Origin of the sequence: Thalassoglobus polymorphus (assembly GCF_007744255.1) — a bacterium.
GTDB lineage: Bacteria > Planctomycetota > Planctomycetia > Planctomycetales > Planctomycetaceae > Thalassoglobus > Thalassoglobus polymorphus.
The window spans coordinates 1,769,331-1,782,578 of record NZ_CP036267.1 but is presented as its reverse complement, the minus strand read 5'-3'; the positions used below and the strand labels follow the sequence as shown (position 1 = coordinate 1,782,578).

The following is a 13,248-nucleotide window of genomic DNA, read 5'->3' as shown; positions in this document are numbered from 1 at the left end:
GAACCAGTCCGAAACCTTTGGAACAACCGCTTTCCTCAACGCCAGAGAGAGAGCAATCTCAAGTCTCAGGATCAGTTCTAATTTGCTTCCGGCCAGTTCAAGTGTCGATGCAAGAATTTGAACGTCCCATCACCGTTGATTGAGTGCGGGCCGTCAAACCATTCGATTTCTGCTTGGTCTTTAATGCCGAGTTTTGTGTAATGTCGACTAACCTTTGCGAACTCCCAGCCAACCCATTCATCGGGCGCGACACCATCATCGTGACCACGTTCAACCATGAACGGACGCGGAGCCATCAACCACGATAACTCGGCATAGTTGGCAATGTGCCCCATGTTCCATTCGAAGATTTCGTACTCAGGAGTGTAGATGTACGAATACCGATCTTCAGCAGATGCGTTCTTGCGAATCCATTCGTTGAAGTCCGCAGAGCAAATGGAGAGGCAATAGCCGACATCACCATTCATTGCTTCGCCAGGTAACAAGGGCGGTACTCGAACCGCCGTTTTCCCGCCGTAGCTCAACCCGTAAAAAGCAATCCGTTCAGCATCGACATAATCCAGCGAGGCGAGCCAGTTCAATGTTTGCTGATGCTGCGGGATAATGTAGCTGAAGAGCGAGCGACCGAGCGGATTACTCTTTCGCTGTAATACACGAAAATCATCAAAGCCTTTGTACGGATTCTGTGGAGCGTAGACAATGAAGCCCCGTTTGACGAGTTGCGTCGCGAAGCCTTTATAGGCGCGGAAGGCTCGTAGTGACTCGTCGAGCGTGATTGTGTCCATCGGGATACCTTCCAGCCCATGTTGACAGACAACAACCGGACGCTTCTCACCTTTTTTGAGTTCTTTCGGAAGCAGCAAAATTCCGCCAGCGATCACACCGGGATTCTCCTCCGACCAGTCTTTGGAAGCATAGAGATCAAGCACGACTTCATAGCCGACATGAGTCGGTTCATCAATCACTTTTCGTGACCGAGGATTTGGGTCAGATGGGTCATGATCCAGCTTGCCAATGAACGAATCGAAAACCATCTCCCGATACTTCGGCGACTGCTTTTCCCAAGCTTCGACACTACTGCGATCGACACCCTTCCAAAGTTTCGCTCGAACTTTATCGCTGCTCGCGAGAAGCCTTTGAGTGTGGCGGACGAGTTCACGAACGAGGCGTTTTTGCTGAGCCTGATATAACTCTTCATCGACTTCCTGATCCTTGAATTCTTTCAGTGACTTTTGATCAGGATTCTTAAGCTCCAGTCCGAGAGTTTTGTTCAGAATCGCAATCGTTTCGCGTCCACAAACCTGACTTGGTTTCTCGATGAGATGCAGTTTCTTTGCATGCCCTGCTGCAGTGCAATACTTCTTCGCCCGCTCGAACTCTTCTTTCACCGCAGAGAGTTGAGGTGACTTAATGGCTCCTGGGGCAGCGATCTTCGCTTGTCCCGGTTTCGGTTCAGGTGGTCCAGCAATTTCAGGCGCCTTCCCAGCTTCAATGATCAGCGGAGTTGGAGCGATCAGGCTGGCGATCTCGGCATCGCCGAACTCGGTTAACTGCTTCCAGACATTTCGGTAAATCGGTTCTTGCCAAACGTTCTCTCGTGGACCGAAGTAACCGTGAAGAACAACAGCGTCGAACTTATCTGGAGCAAGAGCAGCAACGTACTGAGCGATGACAGCCCCTTCACCGATACCGACGAGAACGATTGGCGGAGAATCTTCCTTCTCACCTTTTGGTGACTTAAGCATTTCAATTAAGGCAAGAGTACGTTCGACTTCGTAGCCAATGACATGTCTTCCAAGGTTGAAGCCTAAACGATAAATGTACTCACGATGAGTCATATTCGTACGACGAATATCTGGATGCATGGAGAACTCTGTTCCTCGATTGACCAGAACGGGACAAACAACATCAACACCAGACCTTGCAATTCTCTCTGCAACTTTTGAATTCGCCTGAATTGATTCACCAGGGTCTTGCAGAAGCACGACAAATTTTCCTTTTGGGGGAAAAGAAGGCATTCCGTTCACGTCGGGAACTTCCGAAGTGAATACTCGGGCTTCCATACTAATTCCCTCAGCTACCTGCCATAGCATCAGCGTACTGATCACAGAATTCGGAACATCTCCAGACAAGTCATTATTCGTATTGTCACCAGTAACCCAGAGACCGGGATTGCTAATCAGAGGATCAACCGCCCCGATCATCTCCCGCAATCGCCCTCGCGCAGCTTCTTTCGCGGTATCAGAATCTTCAGCGTTTAACCACGGTGCGGTTCGTTTTTCCCGTGCAGTTTGTAGCTCTTGCTCTGCGAACTGACTGATGCCGTGGACCATCACTTCATGCAGCGGTTTGGTCAGTTCGAGTTTCTTTGTGCCAGGGAGAGCATCGCTGGTGGGGGTGATGCTCTGTTGTGCGGACGTGACTTGAGCACACAACAGCACCACGAACAGATTTGCGATGATTGAGCGAGTCATAAGAAATCCTACTTACTGTTTTGCCAGACACTTCAAGTCTCTGGCATCACTTGGTTTTTGTAACAAATGACCAGTCTTGGAACTTCTTGCCCTCTTTGAGGGAGTTCTGTTCCACATACTGAATAGCATTTTTCAAATGTTGCTGTGCATCAATATAAACATCCCAGAGTCTTTCTGCCCAGATTGATGGGAGACGACCTTCGCTTTGATCGCAATGACTGTACATCGGATGGAGACGTGAACGCGCCAATTTATTAAAACTGATCCTGAAACTTAAAATTACTCTCTCAAACGTTGAGGAAAGCGGCTGTTACAGAGGTTTTCGGACTCGTTCTAGTCCTGAATTGCTTCTTTCTCAAAATCACTTTCATTCACCCAGCCAGCATTCAGTTTTTCGCCGCGCATAAAGCGTTCGTAAAAATTCGCATTTGGTTCTGATGAAACTTTGTAGTTGTCGAAGACTTCAGGGTTGCCATTCAAACGTGGGTCACCTTGATCCTTCAATTCAGCAAAGAGTTGTTTTTTGAGCTGAGCTTTAAGTTCTTCATGTGACGATGCTGTCGCAAGATTGTTCAGGCATTCGGGATCTTCTTTAATGTTGAAGAGTTCCTCTTGTGGTCTTTTCCCAAAGCACAAACCCCAGAAGTACGACTCCTCACCAGAGCGTCGCTGGTTCAAAATGTCGGTTTTGGTCGGGCTGCCATCTGTGTTCAGATAACCAGTTTCTGGATTCCCGACGGGCCAGCGTGAAGTTTCAAAGTTGTGCAAATAGAGGTGACCATCTTTCACGATGCCGCGAATCGGGTACCCCCAGTCATGTGGCCTGCCGACGTCGTGTCGCTCTTTGCCGATCAGCACGTGATCACGTTCTTTGAAGACGATGCCTTCTTTTTCGGTGTTGAAATACTCGACAAGGCTGCGACCGGTGATGGCTGCCATTTTTGAGTCTTCTTGCGAAACCCCAGCGACTTCGAGAAACGTAGGGGCGTAATCGATGAAGCTGACGTAGTCATCAATTTCCCGACCGGCCGACTTGATCCCCTTTGGCCACATGATCGCCAGCGGTAAGTGGTTCGAGAGTTCGTACTCCTGACCTTTAATTCGTGGAAATGGCATTCCGTTGTCCGATGTCACAACGACGAGTGTGTTCTCAAGTTCTCCACGATCTTCAAGAATTTTCAGCATGCGAACAAGATGCGTGTCGAAGTGTTCGACTTCATACGCGTAGTCGAGCATGTCGTTGCGGACGGTTTCGTTATCGGGCCAGAATCCCGGAACAGAATCGATATCGGTCAGTTTCTTGCCAGCTTTCGCAACGCCGCTGCCGTACTCATAACGTCGATGCGGTTCGACACAGCCATACCAGAAACAAAACGGCTTGCCATCTCGATTCGCTGCCAGGAAATCTTCAAAGTTCCCAGCGTAGTCATTATTGGAAATCGCATTTGTGGGCGGCTTGGCTTTACGCTTGTTGTAGGGAGTTCCTGCAAGATGTCTGCGTGAACCATCTTCATTGACTGCAACTCCTGGGGCCCAACCTTTCATCGTTTTTCCGGTGTGGTAACCATGCTCGTTGAGAGCTTCAACGTACGACTTAAACTTCGCCGGAAAGAACGGCAAGTGATTACAGGCTTCTTCCAGTTGCCATGTGTTGCGACCTGTCAGTATGCACGCCCGTGATGGTGCACATTTGGCATTGGGGGTATAGCAATTATTGAACAGAATTCCTTCACGAGCGACACGGTCAAACCCCGGTGTTTTCACCCAGGTGCTCCCGTATGCACCAAAGTGAGAATACGAAGCATCATCCGCAATGCAGAAAAGGATGTTCGGTCTTTCGTTTGCATGCAAGGGCGAAAAAGCGAGAATTTGCAACAGCATTAGCAGGCGCAGCGTCATGCGTGGAATTCCTGATTAAGAAGATTGTGTTGTATAAATTTCCCCGTGTGAGCATAACGAATTGCTGATCGGCGATGCGACTCTCCCTTCAAATCGGCAGGATTCACCGATTGCAATGTCAACAAAAGCTTGCAGCGAGTTTGCTCTCGCCTTACCAGGAGATCGGCAAGTAAATTATGCGGACGCTCAATAGTGATTGACGGCTGACTGATGCAAAAATTCTTTTCAAATCGAAGGCAGGCTCTGCTGATCCCCTGTTTTGCGCTCATGATTTTTCTGGGCGTTTTAGTACCGGTACGCTTGGGCGTCGCTCAAGAAGACCATTGCTTCCCGCCACTGGCATTGCCGCCGGTTTCTAACTTCGATCCAGAATTTGGAGCCTCTTCCCAACCCTTCTTCTACGAAGAGTTCAGCAACAACGATAGTCTCAACACTCACCTCAGTGGTAGTCTCGAAAACAACTATCATGACGCGCAGCCACTGTCGAACGACAGCCCGTTCTACCCGCTCTACTGTCATCAGGATCGAAGCGACTGGCGATGGACATTTTTGCCTCAGGGTGTTTTGTATGGCACATACTGGGCAAGTTCCGCCGAGCCGAGAATGGCTGTCAAAGTGATTGAAGAGCAGGCCCACGGATCGCTGATCGATTCGGAAATCGGCGGCCGTATTGGTTTTGTTCGCTTTGGTGCAAGAAACCGTTTAGAGGGTTGGCAGTTCGACCTTCTCGGTGGTGTGAACTTACGACAAGACCCTGACGTCGGTCTCGACATGCAAGCAACCGATTACCGATTCGATTTACCGCTCACCTATCGCAATGGGCCACACTCCTTCAAGATGGGGTACTACCATGTGAGTGCTCATGCCGGTGACGAGTATCTTGTGACGAATCAAATTTTGACACGGCAGAACTATGTTCGCGATGTCTTCAACTTTGGTTATTCCTACAATCCAACGCCAGAGTTGCGGCTGTATGGTGAAGTCGGCTACGGATTTAATGTCGACGTCTCCGAACCGTTGGAATTTCAATTCGGTTTCGACTACGGCCCCGCCAAAGTGACTCGAATTTACGGAGCCCCCTTCTTGGCGGCCAATGTCCACCTCAAAGAAGAACTCAACTTCGGTGGCAACGTTGCAATCCAGGCTGGCTGGGCCTGGAGAGGCGAAGCTCTGGCTGCTGGAATCTTGCGATCCGGAGTCTACTTCTACGACGGCGGAAGCTCTCAATTCGCCTTCTACCAGACACACGAAACCCAAGTCGGCTGGGGGCTCTGGTACGATTATTAACTTGCACTTCGAACTGAAACAATCAATGTGCCCAGTCGATTTATAACGGGCAGAAAGAATCGAGTTGATCCACAACGCGCAGGGCAGTTTGAGAATTTAACTGAAACCAGTTCCAGTCCAAGTCTTCGATTTTTTTGTCGAGTGTGAAGGGGGCAGTGTTGGGACGGTTGAGGATGACTCCGAGCCCCCAGTCTGAGTTCAAGACTGCGACATCGATGTGAGGCCAGCCCCTGAGTTCGACTACCGCTTTCCAGACGTCACCGGTCCAGGCTCGCGATTGCGGGGAGGGCTCCCTGAGCTGATGAACTTCTTTGCTTGGCAAACAATCATGCAGAATCATCACACCTTTTGGGGACAGGGCTGCAAGCCCGTTTTCAACGTCTCTAAGAACCTGTTCCCAGTGGTGCAAGCCGTCGATGAAAATGACGTCGAACGTTTCTTTTGACTGAGCAAAGAACTCATCGGAAGTTTTCCGAACGGTTCCCCCAGAGATCGGGTCAACACCGACCTTGTTGGCGGCTTGTACTTGATTGAACGTTTTGTTTTTGGCACAGCCAATTTCGAGGTAGTTTCGAAAACTATTACGTTCGATCAGGGTGTTAATGAGTTCAACTCGCTTCATACGTTTCTCTGGTTTTCTATCGATGTGAAAGCGGGCTGCGACTTCCGAAGTGGAGACTTCTGGGCCTCGGTCCAGCAAGTAGGGACTATTCAAGATGTTATTCTCATGGACATGAATGAGCCAAGCAGGGCGATTTGAAACTCTTCGAATTGGGGCAAAATCTTGCAACGCATTATGTTGCACACAGTACGGGCCAACAAACGGGCGTATGTCAACGAGTGTCGGAAAAGGATTTTGTGGCTGGCCTTGTAACTCGCAGCAGCGACCATTCCCCCAAACGATTCCGTTGGGAAAAACTAACCATTCTTGATCTTTCGTCGCTGACTTCTGGAGTTCTTCAACATAGGTTTCAGCCACGGCATCATCAGAATCGATCCGCGAACAGAGAACCCGGTCTGCGTTTGCTTCTCGTTCAAGAAACGCCGAAATCCCCTCATGGCTTTCAAACTCGACCACCTCGGCAGGAGCCCAGTCTTTGCTGCATTCCCGAACCCATTCGGGGGTGGAAGGAGACACCATCAAAATCCAACGAAAGTTGCGACAGGTTTGGCCTCGTAAACTTGGAAGCAAAAAATGATTCAGGATGTCGATTCGTTCTCGGAGCCAGGTTTCGTCCGTACTCCGGTCGACCGCTTTTTTCATACGCAAGCTGAATCGAGTAAAGATGAAATGTTCCATTGCCATCCAATTCTAGAGCAAATCCGAGATTGGTCTTTACCTGTTTCCTCGTGGCGAGCAGCCTTCAAAGTCAAGGACGTGACTTTCACAATCTCTCTTTCGGAGCCAACGTGGGCTGACTCAGAGACTCTTGCGAATTGTTTTTTGAACTTCCTGCTTCCTGTTGTCAGCTCATAGTGTTCTTCCATAGAATTCGCAAATGCAACAGAAACAACGAGCAGCTTGGCGGGAACGTCTTTATGTCATCATTTTTGAAGCCGATACTCGCGCTGGCCAATGGTTTGATATTTGTCTGCTCGTCGCCATTCTACTGAGCGTGGGTGCCGTCTCAATTGAAACCGTGGAGGGGCTGACTCAACAGCAGCAGGACCTGCTCAACGCAATAGAATGGGGATTCACCATTCTATTCACAATCGAGTATGTGTTGCGACTTCTCTCTGTTCGACGACCGTTAAATTATGCGTTCAGCTTTTATGGTATCGTCGATTTAATCTCAGTCCTGCCGACGTATTTCACCCCCATCTCGGGGTCACGATCATTTGCCGTGGTCAGATCATTCAGACTGCTGCGAGTCTTCCGTATTATGAAGCTGATTCATCTGACCAGTGAATCCGAAGAACTGGCACGTGCGGTCTGGAGTGCGCGATCGAAAATCATCGTGTTCCTCACGGTCGTACTGATCACTGTGACGATATCCGGGACTGCGATGTACGAAATCGAACGCATCGCCAGCCCCGCTGACACTGGCTTACCCATTGAAACTCAGTTCACTTCGATTCCTCAATCGATCTATTGGGCAATCGTGACGATGACAACCGTCGGCTATGGTGACATCGTTCCTCAAACCACGCCGGGCAAATTCGTCTCCGCACTTTTAATTCTGGTCGGTTACAGCTTGATTATCGTCCCGACAGGATTCGTTTCAGCTGAGTTTGTTGACCTGAAAAAAGCTGCGAAAACTTCAAATCAAACGTGTCCGTACTGCATGGCAGAAGGACACCTGCGGGATGCCGAGTATTGCCGAAAGTGCGGGAAACCATTGGAAAGCAATGAATCTCTGGGCGCAACCTGATCCACTCCATGCGAAGTCATGAAAATGACAATCACGGGCACAAAAGTCATTAAAAAAACTTGCACTGAACTTCCCCCGAATGTTCAGTGTCTTGGCGGATTTCGCATTGGACATTGTTGTTGCATCCCGTGACATGGTAAAACATAAGCCTCAGAGAGATTGTGTCCTCACGTTTTAACCACGAGGGCATCCCACCAAATCTTCCAGCAGGCACTCATTCTTTCAACAGCAATCACCATGAAACAGCTCATTTTTCTTTCGATGCTGTGCATCACTCTATGTGGTCCGTATTCTCATCCTGCACATGCAGAGATTGACTTCGTTAAGGAGATTCAGCCGATCTTCAAAAAGCGATGCTACGAATGCCATGGGAATGACACACAGGAAGCCGGCCTGCGACTTGATCAAAAAGCGGATGCGTTAGCAGGAGGGGATTCCGGACAAATCATCAAGCCGAATAAATCTTCCGAAAGCTTGTTGATCAAATTGGTTTCGGGAGAAGATGCAGACCGCGTCATGCCCCCTGACGGTGAAAATCTGACACCGGAAGAAATCACAAAAATTGAGACCTGGATCGATGAAGGAGCTCACTGGCCGGATGGGATCGATCCCAAAAAAGAGAAGTCGAAACACTGGGCCTATCAACCGCTCTCCGGCCCCTTGCCTGCCGACGCAACGCTGTCAGATTATCAGCCGCTGGATCAGTTTATTCTTGCCGGGTTGAAGTCCAAGAAGATCACCCCCAACCCAATCGCAGATCGCTACACGCTCATTAAAAGGCTGTATTACGACCTTCTCGGCCTGCCACCCTCGGTTGAAGATGTTGAGGCCTTCGTGAACGATCAACGTGAAGACTCCTACGAGAAGCTTGTCGATCGACTACTCGCCTCGAATCATTTCGGCGAACGATGGGGACGGCATTGGCTCGACAAGGCACGCTATGCGGACTCCGACGGATATGAAAAAGATCGCCCCCGATACAATGCCTGGAAGTATCGCGACTGGGTGATCAACGCCATCAACACCGACATGCCCTTTGACCAGTTCACGGTTGAGCAAATCGCTGGTGACCAAATTGAAAACGCTTCGCCAGAGCAACTCCTCGCGACAGCCTTTCATCGTCAGACATTAACGAACACTGAAGGTGGGACCGATCAGGAAGAGTTTCGTGTTGCAGCCGTCTTTGATCGAGTTGAAACGATCGGAGCGGTCTGGCTCGGACTCACGGTCGGATGCGCCCGTTGTCACTCTCACAAGTACGATCAAATCTCACAGCGAGAGTATTATCAACTCTTCGCCTTCTTCAACAACGGTGACGAAACAACAACGAAACTTGCGAGTTCTGAACAAGCTCTGAAAGAGTATCAAACCAAAAAGGCAGCCTACGACGCGCAACTCAAAAAGTTACAGGCTCCCGTTGAGAAGCGTCAGAACGAGTTAAAACCAGGTTTTAATGAATGGATGGCTGAGTTACAAAGAAAGTACGAAGCCGAAGGTCTGGAGCAGAAGACAGTCACATTAAATAACGAGGGAGTCGATTCCAAGACAGGAACTCTTCAAAAACAGGCAGACGGAACAGTCATCGCTGTCCGAGATCAGGAGACTCAAGACACGTATGAACTGACCTATTCGAGTCCAACATCCGATCCATTTGAGATTTCTGGAATCCGACTCGAAGCGCTCACCGACGACTCATTTCCGAAGAACGGACCTGGACGATCAAGTGGCGGGAACTTTGTTTTAAGCGAAATCACCGCAGACATCATTGCTGCAAACGGTGAGGCACTTCGACGAAAATTCAAGGCAGCTTCTGCCGACTTCAGCCAAAAGGGATTTGAAGTCGCTCAGGCGATTGACGGAGAAGAAACGACAAAGGGCTGGGCGATCTCCCCTCAAACCGGGAAGCCACACACTGCGACGTTCACGTTTGAGAAACCGATCTCCGCAGATGAACTCTCAAAAAGCAAATTGCTGATCCGACTCTCGCAGCAGTATTCATCGAGCTTACACACACTCGGAAAGTTCCGAATTTCATTTTTAGCTGCTTCTGGGGCTGAGTTAGTAGCGCTTCCAGAGAACATCAAAAAGATCCTTCCAATTGAACCGGCAAAACGAAACAAGAAACAACAAAACGAACTATTGAGTTACTTCGTTTCCCTCGATCCCGAGTTCAAAAAATTGAACGGACGGGTCGCTGCTCACCAAAAGAAAGCACCATTCAATCCCGAAATGGTCGTACGGGTCGTGCAAACTCGCGCGAAAGATCCCCGAGAAACGCATATTTTGAAACGTGGAGACTTCTTACAACCTCTGGGGCCGGTTGTTCCAGACACTTTGGAAATCCTCCCCGAACTGCAAGTTGCCGCCGAGGCAAATCCGACACGGCTCGAGTTTGCCAAATGGTTAATTTCCGGAGAAAACCCGCTTCCTCCGCGTGTCTTTGTGAACCAGGTTTGGTCACATCTGTTTGGGCGCGGACTTGTTCAAACAGCCAATGATTTTGGAGTTCGTGGCGAACCGCCGACGCATCCTGAACTTCTCGACTGGTTGTCAATTCAGTTCATTGAGTCTGGATGGAGTCGCAAACAGCTCATCAAAACGATCGTTCTCTCTGAGACATACCAACGTTCGTCGGTTCACCGTCCTGAACTCGCAGACATCGATCCTACGAACAAGTTGCTGTATCGGCAGAATCGTTTTCGTGTCGAAGCAGAGATCATCCGTGATTTGTACTTGAGCGCCTCCGGCTTACTCGAACCTCGAATTGGCGGGCCAAGCGTTTTTCCTCCTCTCCCTCCAGACATTGCTGCCGTGAGTTATGCAAACAATTTCAAATGGGGAAATAGCGATTGGAATAGCCGTCCAGACCGACCACACGGCGTGGCCCCCAAAGACGACATCTACCGCCGAGGGATCTACACCTTCTTCAAGCGGACAGCCGCGCACCCAAATTTGATTACTTTTGATTGCCCAGATTCCAACACAACCAGTGTCGAAAGGAACGCCTCGAACACTCCGCTACAAGCATTGCAAACTCTCAACAACAATGTCTTTATGGATGCAGCTCGTGCGATGGCAGGGAAGATTCTCAACGATTCCAGCTTGTCGACGGATCAAGAACGATTGTCAAAACTCTTCCGCGTCACAGTCACGAGACCTCCAACAGGCGAGGAACTCACCGTACTCAACGGTCTGTTAAGCGACTCAAAGGCATATTACGAAAAGTCCTCTGAAGAAGCCGTCGCCTTAGCCAACGTGGAAGAAAAATCAGAAGCCCAACAGAAGGCTGCATGGATTACAGTCTCTCGAATGGTCCTGAATCTGGATGAATTCATTACCCGAGAATAAAGCAGATTGCTCTACTGAAATTTGTCTTAACGATGAAATTTTCTGGCGATTGCATGCCAAAACAAGCCTGCAAGCAAGATCACGATGCCAAACTGCCAGACAATTGGCTCGACCCAAAAGGCAAGAAACAGACAAGAGCAAAGCCCGGCGATCGAGATCAGGCCTGAATACAGCCGCTCCTCTTTCGAAAGTCGTAATGCACACAAATTCGTAATCGAATAGTAAATCAAGACTGTAAAAGCGCTGAAAGACCAGACAAGTTTCAAGTCGCCAAGCAAGCAGATCAAACCTACGAATATCCCGACTGCCACAATCGCCACATAGGGCGTCTCTCCGGATTTATCAATCTTTGTTGTAATTTGAAAGAGATCCCCACGGCGTCCCATTGCCAGCACGACGCGCGAAAGACCGAGAATCAGGTTGAGCAAAACTCCTAACATGGCAGTGATTGCTCCAACCTGAAGAACCATCGCTCCCCCGGAAAGTTGAATCGATTTTGCAACTTGCACAAGAGGGGTCCCACTTGAACTGGTCGCCTCGGCAAGTTCCCGGCTTCCGAGAACTCCGACCGCAACGAAAGCGATACCGACATAGAGAAGAACTGTCACTGCCAATGTCGTCAGGATCGAAACTGGAATATTCCGACGCGGATCATGAATCTCTTCACCCAACGTTGCAATCCGGCCATAGCCCGTGTAGGCAACAAACATGAGCGCGATCGATTCGACAAACCCCACAGAAAACAGTCCTCCGTCGACTCCCACGCTCGCGAAGTTTTTCCTCTCAACATGAGGCAGACCAAAGAGAATCAACCAGAGCAGGCTTCCAACGGTCACCGAAACGATCAAGGTATTGACCAATGATGTGCGACGAATTCCCAGCAACACTAACCCGGTGAGGGCTGCCACAGTTCCAATTGCCAACGGAACTGTTGGGACACTACTGAGTCCGGGAAATAAACTTTTTGAATAGGATGCAAACCCCAGTGCAGCCGTGGCCGCAGAAGCTGATTTTGCCACCAGGAACATCCACCCAGCGGTAAAACCGAGAGCAGGGGTCAACCATTTGTAGCCGTATTCATAGGTCCCCCCACTGACGGGATGATTGGCTGCCAGTTGAGCACTGCTCATCCCATTAAAGAGTGCAACGAGAGCAGCCAGCGGAATTGCCAAAACGACAGCTGGCCCTGCAACGCCAGCTGAGATTCCGATGCTCACAAACACACCCGTTCCCAAGATTGATCCCAATCCGAGAAGCGTCGCATTGAAAACGCCGATCTGGCGTTTTAATTTTGGTTGCCCGGAGATTTGCTGCTCGGTGGATAGTTTTTCAGTGACGTTTGAGGAGTTCATAATTTCAGAGAGCGCCAGCTCAGAAGGTCGAGGGCTTTGGAATATTCCCGTCAACAATTTCGACAAAAACCGTCTCCCAAAGTCCGCCTGGAACTTCTGGAAACAGCTCTGGATCAAAGCTCAGCGAGAACTGGAGTTGATTGAAGTCGATCAGCTCAGAAGTCACATCGAATTTCAAAGGGTCCAGTGAAATGGGTTCAAGTGGTTTTGAATTCACTGAAAAATCAGTGAGATCACCCGTCCCCTGCGGGATGTGGATCAGCACACGATCTTTAACGTCAAGGTTTGAAGGTCGATGAAAACTCCTTCGAAACGTCGCTCTCCCCGACAAATTGCCAAAGAGTTTTCTCCAATCGCTGGGAAGATGATGCCGTTCAAAATCATCATTCTCTGAATTCGGCGCAGAGACATCCCACGGACCTTTGAGGCGAATTCGATGTACACCAAGCTCACTCATGTTGTCCCCCTTAGAGCAGTTTGCTCTACCGTCTGCCCGTGAATATCAAGTTTCATCAA

The 13,248-nt window shown here is 49.5% G+C and carries 8 protein-coding genes; 3 read left to right on the top strand and 5 right to left on the bottom strand.

Features of this window, described 5'->3' with window-relative positions; all coding sequences use genetic code 11:
- Window positions 1-77: 77 nt before the first annotated feature.
- Window positions 78-2,474 (bottom strand): alpha/beta hydrolase, encoded by a 2,397-nt coding sequence (locus tag Mal48_RS06550; RefSeq protein ID WP_145197271.1) that lies wholly within the window; start codon window positions 2,472-2,474, stop codon window positions 78-80.
- A 333-nt stretch (window positions 2,475-2,807) separates the two neighbouring features.
- Window positions 2,808-4,373 (bottom strand): sulfatase family protein, encoded by a 1,566-nt coding sequence (locus Mal48_RS06545; RefSeq protein WP_145197269.1) that lies wholly within the window; start codon window positions 4,371-4,373, stop codon window positions 2,808-2,810.
- A gap of 210 nt (window positions 4,374-4,583) precedes the next feature.
- On the opposite strand from Mal48_RS06545, the gene Mal48_RS06540 reads away from it, so the two are divergent.
- Window positions 4,584-5,660: a DUF1207 domain-containing protein gene (locus Mal48_RS06540; RefSeq protein WP_145197267.1), complete on the top strand. Its 1,077-nt coding sequence runs from the start codon at window positions 4,584-4,586 to the stop codon at window positions 5,658-5,660.
- 40 nt (window positions 5,661-5,700) lie between these two features.
- Here Mal48_RS06540 and Mal48_RS06535 read toward each other — a convergent pair whose 3' ends face one another.
- Entirely contained in the window at window positions 5,701-6,966 is a 1,266-nt protein-coding gene (locus Mal48_RS06535; RefSeq protein ID WP_145197265.1) for a glycosyltransferase, read from the bottom strand.
- A gap of 193 nt (window positions 6,967-7,159) precedes the next feature.
- Between Mal48_RS06535 and Mal48_RS06530 the strand changes: the two genes are divergently transcribed.
- Both Mal48_RS06530 and Mal48_RS06525 read left to right on the top strand, forming a co-directional pair.
- Window positions 7,160-8,032 carry an ion transporter gene (locus Mal48_RS06530; RefSeq protein WP_145197263.1) on the top strand — a complete coding sequence of 291 codons (873 nt, stop codon included), beginning with the start codon at window positions 7,160-7,162 and terminating at the stop codon, window positions 8,030-8,032.
- A 237-nt stretch (window positions 8,033-8,269) separates the two neighbouring features.
- On the top strand, window positions 8,270-11,380 hold the full coding sequence (locus tag Mal48_RS06525) for a PSD1 and planctomycete cytochrome C domain-containing protein (RefSeq protein WP_145197261.1): 3,111 nt from the start codon (window positions 8,270-8,272) through the stop codon (window positions 11,378-11,380).
- A gap of 26 nt (window positions 11,381-11,406) precedes the next feature.
- On the opposite strand, the gene Mal48_RS06520 is transcribed toward Mal48_RS06525, so the two are convergent.
- Window positions 11,407-12,732 (bottom strand): APC family permease, encoded by a 1,326-nt coding sequence (locus Mal48_RS06520; RefSeq protein WP_145197259.1) that lies wholly within the window; start codon window positions 12,730-12,732, stop codon window positions 11,407-11,409.
- A gap of 19 nt (window positions 12,733-12,751) precedes the next feature.
- A complete protein-coding gene (locus Mal48_RS06515; RefSeq protein ID WP_145197257.1) occupies window positions 12,752-13,189 on the bottom strand; it encodes a hypothetical protein in 438 nt (145 codons plus the stop codon).
- Window positions 13,190-13,248 lie beyond the last annotated feature (59 nt).